The organism is Pseudarthrobacter sp. 1G09 (assembly GCF_050038305.1).
Classification (GTDB): Bacteria; Actinomycetota; Actinomycetes; order Actinomycetales; family Micrococcaceae; genus Arthrobacter; species Arthrobacter equi.
Map to the genome: position 1 here is coordinate 1,791,658 of NZ_CP188306.1, position 16,307 is coordinate 1,807,964.

Annotated in this window: 9 protein-coding genes and 2 rRNA genes; 9 read left to right on the top strand and 2 right to left on the bottom strand. The window is 63.2% G+C overall.

Annotated elements, in window-relative coordinates; all coding sequences use genetic code 11:
* Positions 1 to 28 precede the first annotated feature (28 nt).
* The 4 genes from ACP3TD_RS08285 (at position 29) to ACP3TD_RS08300 (ending at position 4,135) form a co-directional block, all read left to right on the top strand.
* Positions 29 to 1,234: an argininosuccinate synthase gene (locus ACP3TD_RS08285; protein ID WP_056083213.1), complete on the top strand. Its 1,206-nt coding sequence runs from the start codon at positions 29 to 31 to the stop codon at positions 1,232 to 1,234.
* 5 nt (positions 1,235 to 1,239) lie between these two features.
* Positions 1,240 to 2,667, top strand: a complete 1,428-nt coding sequence (gene argH, locus ACP3TD_RS08290; protein WP_426766705.1) for an argininosuccinate lyase — start codon at positions 1,240 to 1,242, stop codon at positions 2,665 to 2,667.
* A gap of 147 nt (positions 2,668 to 2,814) precedes the next feature.
* On the top strand, positions 2,815 to 3,363 hold the full coding sequence (locus tag ACP3TD_RS08295; protein WP_426766706.1) for a pyridoxine/pyridoxamine 5'-phosphate oxidase: 549 nt from the start codon (positions 2,815 to 2,817) through the stop codon (positions 3,361 to 3,363).
* A gap of 10 nt (positions 3,364 to 3,373) precedes the next feature.
* On the top strand, positions 3,374 to 4,135 hold the full coding sequence (locus ACP3TD_RS08300; protein ID WP_426766708.1) for a maleylpyruvate isomerase family mycothiol-dependent enzyme: 762 nt from the start codon (positions 3,374 to 3,376) through the stop codon (positions 4,133 to 4,135).
* Between the two features lie 99 nt (positions 4,136 to 4,234).
* Here the strand turns inward: ACP3TD_RS08300 and ACP3TD_RS08305 are convergent, their stop codons facing one another.
* Together ACP3TD_RS08305 and ACP3TD_RS08310 are read right to left on the bottom strand one after the other, a co-directional pair.
* Positions 4,235 to 4,729: a methylated-DNA--[protein]-cysteine S-methyltransferase gene (locus ACP3TD_RS08305; RefSeq protein ID WP_426766709.1), complete on the bottom strand. Its 495-nt coding sequence runs from the start codon at positions 4,727 to 4,729 to the stop codon at positions 4,235 to 4,237.
* On the bottom strand, positions 4,726 to 6,231 hold the full coding sequence (locus tag ACP3TD_RS08310; RefSeq protein ID WP_426766711.1) for an AlkA N-terminal domain-containing protein: 1,506 nt from the start codon (positions 6,229 to 6,231) through the stop codon (positions 4,726 to 4,728). The genes ACP3TD_RS08305 and ACP3TD_RS08310 overlap by 4 nt, the downstream gene beginning before the upstream one ends.
* Positions 6,232 to 6,346: 115 nt before the next feature.
* Here ACP3TD_RS08310 and ACP3TD_RS08315 point away from each other — a divergent pair, with 115 nt between their 5' ends.
* The 5 genes from ACP3TD_RS08315 to ACP3TD_RS08335 all read left to right on the top strand — a co-directional run bounded on the left by ACP3TD_RS08315 (position 6,347) and on the right by ACP3TD_RS08335 (position 16,307).
* Positions 6,347 to 7,039 carry a DNA-3-methyladenine glycosylase gene (locus ACP3TD_RS08315; protein ID WP_426766712.1) on the top strand — a complete coding sequence of 231 codons (693 nt, stop codon included), beginning with the start codon at positions 6,347 to 6,349 and terminating at the stop codon, positions 7,037 to 7,039.
* 52 nt (positions 7,040 to 7,091) lie between these two features.
* Positions 7,092 to 9,320 carry a HelD family protein gene (locus ACP3TD_RS08320; protein ID WP_426766714.1) on the top strand — a complete coding sequence of 743 codons (2,229 nt, stop codon included), beginning with the start codon at positions 7,092 to 7,094 and terminating at the stop codon, positions 9,318 to 9,320.
* Positions 9,321 to 9,353: 33 nt separating this feature from the next.
* Positions 9,354 to 10,667 carry a tyrosine--tRNA ligase gene (gene tyrS / locus ACP3TD_RS08325; RefSeq protein WP_426766715.1) on the top strand — a complete coding sequence of 438 codons (1,314 nt, stop codon included), beginning with the start codon at positions 9,354 to 9,356 and terminating at the stop codon, positions 10,665 to 10,667.
* 505 nt (positions 10,668 to 11,172) lie between these two features.
* Positions 11,173 to 12,693, top strand: a 16S ribosomal RNA gene (locus tag ACP3TD_RS08330).
* Positions 12,694 to 13,180: 487 nt separating this feature from the next.
* Positions 13,181 to 16,307 (top strand): 23S ribosomal RNA (locus tag ACP3TD_RS08335).
* Together the 16S and 23S rRNA genes form the textbook arrangement of a ribosomal RNA operon.

Here is a 16,307-nt window from a genome sequence, read left to right on the forward strand (position 1 = left end):
AACCAAACCCCAACAAGGAGCATCTGAAGTGACTGAACGCATTGTGCTTGCCTACTCCGGCGGCCTGGACACGTCCGTAGCCATCGGCTGGATCGGTGAAGCCACCGGTGCAGAGGTCATCGCCGTGGCCGTCGACGTTGGACAGGGCGGCGAGTCCCTCGAGACCATCCGCCAGCGTGCCCTCGGCTGCGGCGCCGTGGAAGCCTACGTCGCCGACGCCCGTGACGAATTCGCCAACGAATACGCCATGCCCACGCTGAAGGCCAACGCCCTCTACCAGGGCCACTACCCGCTGGTCTCCGCCATCTCCCGCCCGGTCATCGTCAAGCACCTGGTTAAGGCTGCCCGCGAATTCGGCGCCACCACCGTGGCCCACGGCTGCACCGGCAAGGGCAACGACCAGGTCCGCTTCGAAGTGGGCATCCAGACCCTCGGACCGGACCTGAAGTGCATCGCCCCCGTCCGCGACCTCGCACTGACCCGCGACAAGGCTATTGCCTTCGCCGAGGAAAAGGGCCTGCCGATCGAGACCACCAAGAAGAACCCGTACTCGATCGACCAGAACGTCTGGGGACGCGCCGTCGAAACCGGCTACCTCGAAGACATCTGGAACGCCCCCACCAAGGACATCTACGACTACACGGCCACCCCGGAATTCCCGCCGGCACCGGACGAGGTCACCATCTCGTTCCAGGCCGGTGTCCCGGTAGCGATCGACGGCGTCAAGGTCACCCCGCTGCAGGCCATCCAGGAACTGAACCGCCGTGCAGGCGCCCAGGGCGTTGGCCGGATCGACGTCGTGGAAGACCGCCTCGTCGGCATCAAGTCCCGTGAAATCTACGAGGCCCCCGGTGCCATGGCCCTGATCACCGCCCACAAGCACCTCGAAGACATCACCGTTGAGCGCGAGCAGGCCCGCTTCAAGGCAACTGTTGGCCAGCGCTGGGCCGAGCTGGTGTACGACGGACAGTGGTTCTCCCCGCTCAAGCGCTCCCTCGACGCGTTCATCGAAGACACCCAGAAGTACGTCTCCGGTGACATCCGTATGGTGCTTCACGGCGGCCAGGCCATCGTCAACGGCCGCCGCTCCGACACCTCGCTCTACGACTTCGACCTCGCCACCTACGACACCGGCGACACCTTCGACCAGTCCATGGCGCGCGGCTTCATCGAACTGTTCGGCATGTCCTCCAAGGTCGCCTCGGGCCGCGACCTGCGGGTCGCAGGCGAGTAGCTTCCATGGCTGAGCCAAAAGCAGAAGCAACGAACACCGGTGCACTGTGGGGCGGCCGGTTCGCCGGCGGCCCCGCGGATGCCCTGGCCGCGTTGAGCAAGTCCACGCACTTTGACTGGCGGCTGGCCCGCTACGACATTGCCGGATCCAAGGCGCACGCCCGCGTGCTGCACAAGGCCGGGCTGCTGGACGCTGCCGAGCTCGAAGGCATGCTCGCAGCCCTCACGCAGCTGGACGAGGACGTGGCCTCGGGCGCGTACCTGCCCGCGGAATCCGACGAGGATGTCCACGGCTCGCTGGAACGCGGACTGATCGAACGCGCCGGCGCCCAGCTGGGCGGAAAGCTCCGCGCCGGCCGGTCACGCAACGACCAGGTGGCAACCCTGGGCCGGATGTTCCTGCGCGACCACGCACGCATCATTGCCCGGGGCGTCCTGGCCACCATTGACGCGTTGGTGGAGCAGGCGAAGGCCCACCAGGGCGTGGCGATGCCCGGCCGCACCCACCTGCAGCACGCCCAGCCGGTCCTGCTCAGCCACCACCTGCTGGCCCATGCCTGGCCGCTGCTGCGCGATGTCCAGCGGCTCCAGGACTGGGACAAGCGTGCCGGCGTCTCGCCGTACGGTTCCGGCGCACTGGCCGGGTCTTCGCTCGGGCTGGATCCGGAGGCCGTGGCAGCTGACCTCGGCTTCTTCTCGGCTGCGCACAACTCGATTGACGGCACCGCCGCCCGCGATGTCTTCGCCGAGTTTGCCTGGGTCTGCTCCATGATCGGCGTGGACCTGTCCCGGATCTCCGAGGAAGTCATCTTCTGGGCCACCAAGGAGTTCTCCTTCGTCACGCTGCATGACTCCTACTCCACGGGGTCCTCGATCATGCCGCAGAAGAAGAACCCGGACGTGGCCGAGCTGGCCCGCGGTAAGGCAGGGCGCCTGATCGGCAACCTGACCGGCCTGCTGGCAACGCTTAAGGGCCTGCCGCTCGCGTACAACCGCGACCTGCAGGAAGACAAGGAGCCGGTGTTCGACGCCGCGGACACCCTGGAGCTGCTGCTCCCGGCAGTGTCAGGCATGATCGCCACCCTCACGTTCAACCGTGAGCGGATGGAGTCGCTGGCCCCGCAGGGGTTCGCGCTGGCCACGGACATTGCCGAATGGCTGGTCCGCCAGGGCGTGCCGTTCCGCGAGGCGCACGAGCTGTCCGGTGCAGCCGTCAAGCAGGCCGAGTCCCGCGGCGTTGAGCTGTGGGACCTGACCGACGAAGAGTACGCTGCCATCTCGGCGCACCTCACCCCTGAGGTCCGCACCGTCCTGTCCACCGAGGGGTCGCTCAACAGCCGCAACTCCCAAGGTGGAACGGCCCCGGCCGCCGTCGAACGCCAGCTGGCCGCCCTCGAAAGCGAGCTTGCCGGCGTGCGCGGGTACGCCGGATAGGGCTTCAACGCCCGCTCACTTCTGGCGGCTCCCACGCCAACGCCCGCTCACTTTCTTCGCGAAAGTGAGCGGGCGTTGCCGTTTAAAGGGCCAACAAGTGAGCGGGCGTTGGCCCCTTCAGCGGGACCGCCCCGCTAGCATGGCGCCATGAGCGAAACCTTCCGCACTTTCCTCCGCGCCCTCCCGGACTTCCCGGCCAGCCTTCCGGGGTTCGACCCCGCCACAGCGCCTCAGGACCCCGCCGAACTCTTCAAACAATGGCTGGACGAGGCCCTGGCAGCGGGCGAACCGCAGCCACACGCCTTCAGCCTCGCGACGGTCGGGGACGATTCCGGCGGCAGGCCGCAGCCGTCGTCGCGCATGCTGATCCTGAAGAACATCGACGACGCCGGCTGGCACTTCGCCACATCCCGCACCTCCCGCAAAGGCAAGGAATTAGCCGCTGCGCCGCAGGCGGCGATGAACTTCTACTGGCCGTCCCAGGGCCGGCAGGTCCGGGTAGCCGGTCCGGTGGCCGAACTGTCGGCTGAGGCGTCCGCCCTTGACTGGGCGGACCGCCCCAGCAGCGACGGCAGCAGCAACCCGGGCTGGCAGTTGTACGCCGTCCAGCCAACGGAGTACGAGTTCTGGCAGGCCAGCAACGACCGCCAGCACGTGCGGCACAGGTTGGGCCGGAACGGCACACGCGCGGACTAGGATGAGCCCCATGACAGCTCCCGCACCGGATATCCTGCTTCCCGCGCTCCACAAGGCCGCCGGCGACGTCACCACCGACGCCGCCAAACTCACGGACGCGGACGTGAAGGCGCCATCCGCGCTCCCAGGGTGGACCCGTGGCCACGTCCTGGCGCACCTCACCGGAATCTCCAACGCGATGGCCCGGCAGTTGGAGTACGCGGCCCGCGGAGAGACGGTGGAGCTGTACGACGGCGGCATGGACGGACGGAACCGGGCCATCGAGATGGCTGCCGGCCACGACGCCGCCACCCACCAGGCTGACCTGTCCACCGCCATTGACCGGGCGCTGCGGGCATTTGATGCCCTCCCGGGGGTCAAGGATTCGTCCGCCAACCGCACCGGATGGTGGGCTCCCATCGCCTACCGCGGGGGAGTAGTGCTCGACGGCGGGCTGGCCCTGTGGCGTGAACTCACCATCCACAACGCGGACCTGCTCACCGGCAGGGGACCCGAAACCTGGGGCAGGGACTTCTGCGGCCACCTCTTCGAATTCCTCGAACCGAGGGTGCAGCCCGGAGACAAACTCCTCCTGCAACCCCTCGGTTTGCCGCCGGTTTCCCTGGGCAGCGGCAACCGGTCCACCGTGGTCAACGGCATGCTCACCGACCTCGCCGCCTGGCTGGCCGGCCGGGAACCCACCCTCGGCAGCCTCCGTGCATCGGCCAACGCCGACGGCACGGACCTTCCGGAGCTGCTGCCCTGGCCCGCAGCCACCCAGGCCGCCAAGTAGAACTCCTCGTTGCCCCATCACTTGGGGTCCCTAAAACCCGGGTTTAAGGACTCCAGATGATAGGGCAACCCCGGGCATTAGGGGCGCCGGCCACCGGGATCAGGCAGCTTCGCGCGCCAGCAGGCTTTCCTTGACCTGCAGGCCCCAGCGGAACCCGCCCAGGCTGCCGTCGGTGCGGATCACCCGGTGGCACGGAACGAACAGGGCCGCCGCGTTAAAGGCACAGGCACTAGCCGCCGCCCTAACGGCTTTCGGGTTGCCCGCCAGCGCCGCGTACTCGGTGTACGTCACCGGGAAGCCGGGTTTGACCTCGCGCAGGACATCCCACGCATGGGAGCGGAAAGGCCCGGAACGCTGCAGGACCGGTACGGCCATGGCCGGTGCGGGGTCGCCGCTGTAGAAGGCGTCGACGGCTGCCGAAATCCCATCGAGGGCGGTCACCTCTTCGATCGATGCAGGGAGCAGGGCGGGGTGCATCTGCCCGGTCAGGCCGGCGGGTCCGGCCGTCCAGCCGGATGCCAGCACCACGCCGTCGCTGGCGATGATGGTGAACGGGCCGTCCGGGGTGGACATTTCCAGCAGTTGGGCTTTCATGGCATCACTTTCACGGGTGCGGGGGTTTCGCGTTTATCGATGGGCTGTTGGGATTTGGCCGCGGCGCGCCACAGGTGCATGGTCGCGTAGGAGCGCCATGGGCTGACCTCACGGAAGTCCGGGGCGGCGGCACCTCCACCGGTATTTCCGCCCCGGTCGAGGGCCCGTATTCCGTTGCGGACAGCTGCGTCGTTGGCCAGGAAGATGTCGGGAGCGCCCAGGACGCGCATGGCCACGTAGCCTACAGTCCAGGGCCCGACGCCGGGCAGCGGCAGCAGTGCCGCGCTGAGGCTTGCGAGGTCGTCGCCGTAGCCGAACTGGAGCCGCCCGTCAGCCATGGCTGATGCAGCGTTCAAGAGGGACTCGATCCGCCGGCGGGGCCCTCGCAGCAGGTGCCCCGCTGCGGCGGTTTCCGCGGGCGAGGGAAACAGCCGGTCCAGTCCCTCTGCGGGAGAACTGCTGGGACTTCCTGCGGCGGACAACTGGGTCAGCGCCGTGCGGGCCGCGGCCACCGTGATTTGCTGGCCCACCATCGCGCGGACCAGCAGTTCCTGCGGATCGAGGGCGCCGGGCATTCGGATTCCCGGCGTTTCCGCTACCGCCGCCGAGAGCCTCCGGTCCACGCCGAGGGTGCCGTCGATTGCCTCCGGGTCGGCGTCCAGGTCGAACAGCCGCCGGACACGGCTGAGCAGTGCGGGGAGGTCGCGCAGGTCCACCGCGCCGACGGTGAGTGTCAGCAGCCGCCCCCGGGCGTCGCCGTCGTACGCCACCGTAAACCGGGCGTCGCCGTGGGGGAGGCGCAGCGTACGGGCGTAGGAGGTGGGCGTTCCCACCTCGATGCCGGGAATGGCGCGCACGGCCAGGAAGGAGAAGATGCCCGGATCAAAGGGCCGGCGGTACGGAAGGCTGAGGCTCAGGGCCGTGGTTCCGCCGGCAGCGGTGCCTGGTCGTGCCGTGGCCCGGAGGGCGGAGGGCGTCATGGCGAAGACCTCCGCCACCGTTTCGTTGAACTGCCGCACGCTGCTGAAACCCGCGGCAAACGCTATGTCGGCCAGCTTCATGCCCGTCGAAACCAGAAGCGTCCGGGCGGTTTGTGCGCGTCCCGCCCGGGCCAGGGACAGGGGACCGGCGCCCAGTTCCTGGGTCAGGATCCTGTTCAGCTGCCGTGAGGAGTACCCCAACCGGGTGGCGAGGCCCTCCACTCCGTCCCGGTTGATCACGCCGTCGTTGATCAGGCGCATGGCCCGGCCGGCGACGTCCTGGCGGATATTCCACGCAGGCGTGCCGGGCACAGCCTCCGGGAGGCAGCGTTTGCAGGCCCGGTAGCCGGCGTCGTGCGCCGCAGCGGACGTTTCGTAGAACGTCACGTTCGAGGCTTTGGGCGTCCGCGCCGGGCAGGACGGGCGGCAGTAGATGCCGGTGGACCGGACAGCGGTGAAGAACTGCCCGTCGAAGCGGGTGTCCCGCGCATCGATGGCACGGTAGCGCTGCCAAAAGTCCATTCCTCCATCCTGCCAGCCGCAGGCGGCCTTCACTAGCGGAAATCGGACACCTCCGTTCTGCCCGGCCCGCCGCGGTGTTCCGGTAAGTTTCGCGGGATATGGGTAGGGTCTGCCCATGAATGAATATCCGTCGACGGCTGGGCGGCCGCTGCGGGAAATCCTCACCGGAGACGCGCGGGAGCTGGCCCCGCTCCTGCTGGGGGCCGTGCTCACCCACGAATCCCGCGAGGGGCCGGTATCCGTCCGGCTCACCGAGGTGGAGGCCTACCTGGGGCCAGAGGATTCGCTGCACCCGGATCCGGGATCGCACACCTTCCGCGGCCAAACGCCCCGGAACGCCCCCATGTTCGGGCCGGCCGGGCACCTGTACGTTTACTTCACCTACGGCATGCACCACTGCACCAACATCGTCTGCGGGCCCGAGGGCGTTGCCTCCGCCCTGTTGCTGCGGGCCGGCGAAATCGTGGAGGGCGTGGGCCTTGCACAGCTCAGGCGGCCCACGTCGAAGACGCCCGCGGACCTTGCCAGGGGACCGGCCCGGCTCGCCAAGGCGCTGGGACTGACGACGGCGGACAGCGGCCGGGATGTCCTGGCAGTGCCGTTCCGGTTGGTGCTTCCGTCCGGGCCGGCAGCGGACATCAGTTCGGGTCCCCGGGTGGGCGTATCCGGCGCTGGCGGTTCCGACGAGTACGCCTGGCGCTTTTGGCTCACCGGCGACCCCACGGTCTCCGCATATAAGGCGGCCCAGCCGCGGTCCAGGGCGCGAAAGCCTCCCGTGTCCGGGAGCGCCGGGTTTCACAAGCGTTAACGGAAATGGTTGTAGAATGGACGGTCTGTCTTGCGCGATAGGGGAACGTTAAATGCTCGACGCCGATTTGGCCCACGAACGTGGGTATGTAGCCGGCCTGTATGCCCGGCTGGAGGAGCTCCGCGAGGAGAAGCGCCGGCAGCTGGCACAGGTGCGCCGGTCCGGTGCCGTGGGCACCATGCAGAACGTCTCCGAGCGCGACGCGTTTGCAGCACTGTACGAAGACCGCCTGGCCCAGCTGGACGCCGTCGACGACCGCCTGGTCTTCGGCCGCCTGGACCTGGACTCCGGCGAAGAGCAGTACATCGGCCGGATCGGCCTCACCACCGAGGACCTGCAGCGGCTCATGGTGGACTGGCGTGCCCCGGAGGCCGGGCATTTTTACCAGGCCACCGCCTTCGACCGGCAGGGCGTCCGCCGGCGCCGCCACCTGATCCTGCAGGGCCGCGAAGTCAAAGCCATTGAAGACGATGTGCTGGATGCCTCGATGCTCTCAGACGACGAATCCCTCCAGGGCGAGGGTGCCCTGCTGGCTGCGCTGAACTCCAAGCGGACCGGCCGGATGTCGGACATCGTGAGCACCATCCAGTCCGAGCAGGACCGGATCATTCGTTCCTCCATTTCGGGCGCCCTGGTGGTGCAGGGTGGCCCCGGTACGGGGAAGACCGCCGTGGCGCTGCACCGTGCCGCGTACCTGCTGTACACCCACCGGGACCGGCTCAAGAGTGCAGGCGTGCTGCTGGTGGGCCCGTCGTCGTCGTTCATGAAATACATCGAACGCGTGCTTCCCTCGCTGGGCGAGACCGGCGTCGTGATGGCCAGCGTGGGCCGCCTGATGCCCGGAATCCAGGCGGTCCCCGAAGCCGACCCGGACGTCGCAGCCATCAAGGGCCGCCTGGACATGGCGAAGATCGTGGCCAACGCCGTCTCCAACCGCCAGCGGACTCCCGCAGCCAACCGCATCCTTGAAGTCGACGGCCGCAAACTGACCCTGACGCCGCGGCAGGTCCGCCGCGCACGCGAGCGGGCGCGTTCCACCGGGAAGCCGCACAACGAGGCCCGCGTGACGTTCGTGAAGATCCTGCTGCGCGAACTCACGGAACAGCTCACCGACATGATCGAAGCGGACAACATCGGCAACAACGCCGACCGCTCGTACCTGGCCGAAGACGTCCGTACCGCCCGGGACGTGCGCATCGCCCTGAACCTGTGCTGGATGCCCATGACGCCGGAAAAGCTGATCTCCGAGCTGTTCAGCAAGCCCGCCATCCTGGAGTTCTGCACCCCGCTCCTCACTCCGGCGGAGCGGGAACTGCTGCGGCGGCCGGCGGACGCACCGTGGACCGAAGCGGACGTGCCGCTGCTGGACGAGGCAGCCGAACTGCTCGGCGAGCTCGACCCCGCCGCCGGGCGCGGCCTTGCCCAGCAGGAACACGACCGTGCCCGGGACCTCGCCAACGCCAAGCAGACCCTCGAAAACATGCAATTGGCGGGCGTGGACCCGCTGATGTCGGCGGAGGAACTGGCCGAGCAGAACCGTGAACAGGAAACCCGGCAGACGGCCGCGGAGCGTGCCACCAGCGACCGCACCTGGGCGTTTGGACACATCGTGGTGGACGAAGCGCAGGAACTGTCGCCCATGCAGTGGCGGCTCCTCGTCCGGCGCTGCCCGCTGAAGTCCTTCACCATCGTGGGGGACATTGCCCAGACCAGTTCCGTGGCCGGGGCCAACTCCTGGCAGGGCGCCCTGGCCCCGATGTTCGGTGAACGCTGGCAGCTCGAGGAGCTGACCGTGAACTATCGCACACCGTCCCAGATCGCCGAGGCCGCGGTCCGGATGGCTAACGCCGCCGGCCTGGTGGTGTCCGCCCCCAAGGCCGTCCGTGAGGGCCGCTGGTCACCCATCGTTGACGAAGTGGAAGCGGGCGCCGTGGTCAGCCGCCTCGTCGAGGTCCTTCCGGAGGAACTTGAAGCGCTCGACGGCGGCCTGCTCGCCGTGATTGCCGACGGTGAGTTGCTGCCTGCCGCCACGTCCGCGTTGCGTTCGGCGTACGGGCGCCGCGTCGGTACCGGTGCCGGCAGCTACGAGCAGGACATTGTGGTCATCAGCCCCCGCGAAGCGAAGGGCCTGGAGTTCGACGGCGTGGTGGTCCTGGAGCCCTCCACCATGCTGAACCACGCGCACGGCAAGGTGGGCGACCTGTACGTGGCCATGACCCGCGCCACGCAGCGCCTGCGGCTGATCGCGGCGCAGCCCGTCCCGGCAGGCATCGTCCGCTGATCCGGGCACTGCGATACTGCTAACTTAGAAGGCGTGCCAGACATCAACAGCCTCGAAACGCAACAGAACGACCCCACCTTCGCCAACGTTTGGCAGGAGCTGAAGTGGCGTGGACTCGTCCACGTCTCCACCGACGAAGCCGAGCTTGAGAAGCTCCTCGCCGGCGGACCGGTCACGTACTATTGCGGCTTCGACCCCACCGCCCCCAGCCTGCACCTTGGCAACCTGGTCCAGCTGTTGGTCATGCGGCGGCTGCAGCTCGCCGGGCACAAGCCCTTGGGCCTCGTGGGAGGCTCCACGGGTATGATCGGCGATCCCCGTCCGACGGCGGAGCGGACGCTGAACACCAAGGACACCGTGGCGGAATGGGTCGGGTACCTCCAGGCCCAGATCCGGCGTTTCCTCAGCTTCGAGGGGGACAACGCCGCCCGGATGGTGAACAATCTGGACTGGACTGCGCCGCTGAGCGCCATCGACTTCCTGCGCGAAGTGGGCAAGCACTTCCGCGTAGGCACCATGCTGCGCAAGGACGCCGTTGCGTCCCGCCTCAGCTCGGACGAGGGAATCAGCTACACGGAGTTCAGCTACCAGATCCTCCAGGGCATGGACTACCTGCAGCTCTACCGTGATTACGCCTGCATGCTGCAGACCGGTGGTTCGGACCAGTGGGGCAACCTGACCAGCGGCACCGAGCTCATCCGCAAGGTGGAGGGCAAGAGCGTCCACGCCCTGGGAACGCCGCTGATCACCAACTCCGACGGAACCAAATTCGGCAAGAGCGAAGGGAACGCCATCTGGCTCGATGCCGGCATGTGCAGCCCCTACGCCTTTTACCAGTTCTGGCTCAACACGGCAGATGCTGACGTCGTGGACCGGCTCAAGGTATTCACCTTTCTCACCCGTGCGGAAATCGAGGACATTGCCACGTCCGTTGCCGAGCGCCCCTTCGCGCGTGAGGGTCAGCGGAAGCTCGCCTTCGAAGTGACCTCGCTGGTGCACGGGGTTGAGGCCACCGAGAAGGTCATTGCCGCATCCGCCGCCCTTTTCGGCAACGGTGACCTTGCCGCTCTCGACAAGCAGACCCTGCAGGCGGCCACCTCCGAGCTCCCCACCGCCACGGTGCAGGTGGACGCGCTGGGAATTGTGGACCTGCTGGTGGCGTCCGGCCTGTCGGAAAGCAAGTCGGCAGCCCGTCGCACCGTTGGTGAGGGCGGTGCCTACGTCAACAACGAAAAGGTACTGGACCCGGAAACGGTCATTGCTGAATCAGAACTCCTTCACGGGCAGTACCTGCTGCTCCGCCGGGGCAAGAAGAACCTGGCAACGGTGGAAGTGCTGGTCCCGTAAGCGGGGGAGCCAAACCTACCACCTGCACGCCTCTCTGTGGCCGATTTGCGCGGCCACGGAGGGGCGTGTATTGTTTTCTGAGTCGCCGCCGCTGAGTGGTGACAAACCCCCAACTGATATTGAGAAGCGATTCTTGGCCATGCGGTGCATGGAATGAAGAAATGCTTCGTTTTTCGCTGGGCGGATTCGGTTCTGCTGAGTGAATTCCGGGAAAACAACCGGATTTGCAAAAGTGAAACTGAATGAAATAAGATTGAAACATCGCAGCGAAGAAATACGGAATAAATATTCATTGCTAAATGAATTGTTTCGGAAGTATTCGAATGTGTCTGTTGTTTGAGAACTCAATAGTGTGCCAAGTTTGTTGATACCAATTGTTTTATTGATTGGTTGTTTTGGCTGTGTTGTCCACCCCGTGGATGGCATGGTTTTTACAGCTGGTTTCAAATTTTGTGCAGCCTGGTTCCGCGTTATTTCCGTGGTTTTTGGTTGTGTCTGTTTGTTTTCAACGGAGAGTTTGATCCTGGCTCAGGATGAACGCTGGCGGCGTGCTTAACACATGCAAGTCGAACGATGATGCCAGCTTGCTGGTGGATTAGTGGCGAACGGGTGAGTAACACGTGAGTAACCTGCCCTTGACTCTGGGATAAGCCTGGGAAACTGGGTCTAATACCGGATATGACTGATCATCGCATGGTGGTTGGTGGAAAGCTTTTGCGGTTTTGGATGGACTCGCGGCCTATCAGCTTGTTGGTGGGGTAATGGCCTACCAAGGCGACGACGGGTAGCCGGCCTGAGAGGGTGACCGGCCACACTGGGACTGAGACACGGCCCAGACTCCTACGGGAGGCAGCAGTGGGGAATATTGCACAATGGGCGAAAGCCTGATGCAGCGACGCCGCGTGAGGGATGACGGCCTTCGGGTTGTAAACCTCTTTCAGTAGGGAAGAAGCGTAAGTGACGGTACCTGCAGAAGAAGCGCCGGCTAACTACGTGCCAGCAGCCGCGGTAATACGTAGGGCGCAAGCGTTATCCGGAATTATTGGGCGTAAAGAGCTCGTAGGCGGTTTGTCGCGTCTGCCGTGAAAGTCCGGGGCTCAACTCCGGATCTGCGGTGGGTACGGGCAGACTAGAGTGATGTAGGGGAGACTGGAATTCCTGGTGTAGCGGTGAAATGCGCAGATATCAGGAGGAACACCGATGGCGAAGGCAGGTCTCTGGGCATTAACTGACGCTGAGGAGCGAAAGCATGGGGAGCGAACAGGATTAGATACCCTGGTAGTCCATGCCGTAAACGTTGGGCACTAGGTGTGGGGGACATTCCACGTTTTCCGCGCCGTAGCTAACGCATTAAGTGCCCCGCCTGGGGAGTACGGCCGCAAGGCTAAAACTCAAAGGAATTGACGGGGGCCCGCACAAGCGGCGGAGCATGCGGATTAATTCGATGCAACGCGAAGAACCTTACCAAGGCTTGACATGAACCGGAAACGCCTGGAAACAGGTGCCCCACTTGTGGTCGGTTTACAGGTGGTGCATGGTTGTCGTCAGCTCGTGTCGTGAGATGTTGGGTTAAGTCCCGCAACGAGCGCAACCCTCGTTCTATGTTGCCAGCACGTGATGGTGGGGACTCATAGGAGACTGCCGGGGTCAACTCGGAGGAAGGTGGGGACGACGTCAAATCATCATGCCCCTTATGTCTTGGGCTTCACGCATGCTACAATGGCCGGTACAAAGGGTTGCGATACTGTGAGGTGGAGCTAATCCCAAAAAGCCGGTCTCAGTTCGGATTGGGGTCTGCAACTCGACCCCATGAAGTCGGAGTCGCTAGTAATCGCAGATCAGCAACGCTGCGGTGAATACGTTCCCGGGCCTTGTACACACCGCCCGTCAAGTCACGAAAGTTGGTAACACCCGAAGCCGGTGGCCTAACCCTTTTGGGGGGGAGCCGTCGAAGGTGGGACTGGCGATTGGGACTAAGTCGTAACAAGGTAGCCGTACCGGAAGGTGCGGCTGGATCACCTCCTTTCTAAGGAGCACCTACAGTTGCTGTCCTGGATGTATGTCCGGTGGTGGTGGTTGTCAGGAGTAATGCCCGTTGCACGGACGAATGTTTCGTGGCGGGTGCTCAAGGGTGGAATATCAACAAATAGCGGCCGCGTGTTTCTTTGTCCTGTTCAGTACGGATCTGCCTTTGGGTGGTCTTGGAACGGTGGGGCGGGGGAGTGGGTGGTTTAGTGTTTGGCACACTGTTGGGTCCTGAGGCAACAGGACCGGGGAGGGCCCTTGTGGGGTTCTTGTCGGTGCTTTGTTTCTGGTTTCCCTGCTGCACCGAGCATGCACTGTTGTGTGTGGGGTGTGTGGTGTGGGGTTGTTGTTTGAGAACTACATAGTGGACGCGAGCATCTTGTATAAGAAGCAATTTCCAAGAATATGAACCTGGATCTGGTTCGTGCGCCTTTGGGTGTGCGGGACGGTTTCTGTGGTTCTCTCGTGAAGTAGTTTTTGATCTTTGTGGTCAAGTTTTTAAGAGCACACGGTGGATGCCTTGGCATTAGGAGCCGAAGAAGGACGTAGGAATCTGCGATAAGCCTGGGGGAGTCGATAACCGGACTGTGATCCCAGGGTGTCCGAATGGGGAAACCCCGCTGAGCGCGCGAGTGACTCGGTGACCCGCATCTGAACACATAGGGTGCGTGGAGGGAACGCGGGGAAGTGAAACATCTCAGTACCCGCAGGAAGAGAAAACAATAGTGATTCCGTTAGTAGTGGCGAGCGAACGCGGATCAGGCTAAACCGTTCCATGTGTGATAGCCGGCGGGCGTTGCATGGTCGGGGTTGTGGGACATTACGTGTCAGTTCTGCCGGGCTGACGGGGTGTGGGTGTGCGTATAGGTGAACGGTCTTGAAAGGCCGGCCAGAGAGGGTGTTAGTCCCGTAACTGTAATGCCTTGCACCGCCTTGTTGATGTATCCCAAGTAGTACGGGGCCCGAGAAATCCCGTGCGAATCTGTCAGGACCACCTGATAAGCCTAAATACTCCCTAATGACCGATAGCGGACCAGTACCGTGAGGGAAAGGTGAAAAGTACCCCGGGAGGGGAGTGAAACAGTACCTGAAACCGTGTGCTTACAATCCGTCGGAGCAGCCTTGTAGTTGTGACGGCGTGCCTTTTGAAGAATGAGCCTGCGAGTTAGTGTTACGTCGCGAGGTTAACCCGTGTGGGGCAGCCGTAGCGAAAGCGAGTCTGAATAGGGCGTTTGAGTGGCGTGATCTAGACCCGAAGCGAAGTGATCTACCCATGGCCAGGTTGAAGCGACGGTAAGACGTCGTGGAGGACCGAACCCACTTCAGTTGAAAATGGAGGGGATGAGCTGTGGGTAGGGGTGAAAGGCCAATCAAACTTCGTGATAGCTGGTTCTCCCCGAAATGCATTTAGGTGCAGCGTTGCGTGTTTCTTACCGGAGGTAGAGCTACTGGATGGCTAATGGGCCCTACAAGGTTACTGACGTCAGCCAAACTCCGAATGCCGGTAAGTGAGAGCGTAGCAGTGAGACTGTGGGGGATAAGCTTCATAGTCGAGAGGGAAACAGCCCAGACCACCAACTAAGGCCCCTAAGCGTGTGCTAAGTGGGAAAGGATGTGGAGTTGCGAAGACAACCAGGAGGTTGGCTTAGAAGCAGCCATCCTTAAAAGAGTGCGTAATAGCTCACTGGTCAAGTGATTCCGCGCCGACAATGTAGCGGGGCTCAAGTACACCGCCGAAGTTGTGGCATTCAAATATTAGCTAAGCCCTTGTGGTTCAGGCGTTTGGATGGGTAGGGGAGCGTCGTGTGGGCAGTGAAGTCGCGGTGGAAACCAGCGGTGGAGCCTACACGAGTGAGAATGCAGGCATGAGTAGCGAAAGACGGGTGAGAAACCCGTCCGCCGAATGATCAAGGGTTCCAGGGTCAAGCTAATCTGCCCTGGGTAAGTCGGGACCTAAGGCGAGGCCGACAGGCGTAGTCGATGGACAACGGGTTGATATTCCCGTACCGGCGAAAAACCGCCCATGTTGAACAGGGGATACTAACTGCCCGAGACCTGCCCGACCGTCCTTTGGACGGAAGGGTTTTGGTGGAGCGCAGGACCTGATCCTGGGAGGCAAGCGTATTAACAGGTGTGACGCAGGAAGGTAGCCGAGCCGGGCGATGGTTGTCCCGGTCTAAGGATGTAGGGCGAGTGGTAGGCAAATCCGCCACTCATGATGCCTGAGATCTGATGGGACCCCCGTTTGGGGGGATTTGGTGATCCTATGCTGCCGAGAAAAGCATCGACGCGAGGTTTTAGCCGCCCGTACCCCAAACCGACACAGGTGATCAGGTAGAGAATACTAAGGCGATCGAGAGAATTATGGTTAAGGAACTCGGCAAAATGCCCCCGTAACTTCGGGAGAAGGGGGGCCCCAACCTTGATGGACACTTGCTGTCCGGAGGGGATCGGGGCCGCAGAGACCAGGGGGAAGCGACTGTTTACTAAAAACACAGGTCCGTGCGAAGTCGCAAGACGATGTATACGGACTGACTCCTGCCCGGTGCTGGAAGGTTAAGAGGACCGGTTAGCCTCACGGCGAAGCTGAGAATTTAAGCCCCAGTAAACGGCGGTGGTAACTATAACCATCCTAAGGTAGCGAAATTCCTTGTCGGGTAAGTTCCGACCTGCACGAATGGAGTAACGACTTCCCCGCTGTCTCAACCATAAACTCGGCGAAATTGCAGTACGAGTAAAGATGCTCGTTACGCGCAGCAGGACGGAAAGACCCCGAGACCTTTACTATAGTTTGGTATTGGTGTTCGGAGTGGCTTGTGTAGGATAGGTGGGAGACGTTGAAGCCCGGACGCCAGTTCGGGTGGAGTCATCGTTGAAATACCACTCTGGTCACTTTGGACATCTAACTTCGGCCCGTAATCCGGGTCAGGGACAGTGCCTGATGGGTAGTTTAACTGGGGCGGTTGCCTCCTAAAAAGTAACGGAGGCGCCCAAAGGTTCCCTCAGCCTGGTTGGCAATCAGGTGTCGAGTGTAAGTGCACAAGGGAGCTTGACTGTGAGAGAGACATCTCGAGCAGGGACGAAAGTCGGGACTAGTGATCCGGCGGTACATTGTGGAATGGCCGTCGCTCAACGGATAAAAGGTACCTCGGGGATAACAGGCTGATCTTGCCCAAGAGTCCATATCGACGGCATGGTTTGGCACCTCGATGTCGGCTCGTCGCATCCTGGGGCTGGAGTAGGTCCCAAGGGTTGGGCTGTTCGCCCATTAAAGCGGTACGCGAGCTGGGTTTAGAACGTCGTGAGACAGTTCGGTCCCTATCCGCTGCGCGCGCAGGAAATTTGAGAAGGGCTGTCCTTAGTACGAGAGGACCGGGACGGACGAACCTCTGGTGTGTCAGTTGTACTGCCAAGTGCACCGCTGATTAGCTACGTTCGGATGGGATAACCGCTGAAAGCATCTAAGCGGGAAGCTCGCTTCGAGATGAGATTTCCATACACCCTCGGGTGTGAGAGGCCCCCAGCCAGACCACTGGGTTGATAGGCCGGATGTGGAAGCGAGGACTAACGACTCGTGAAGCTGACCGGTACTAATAGGCCAACAACTTACACCAC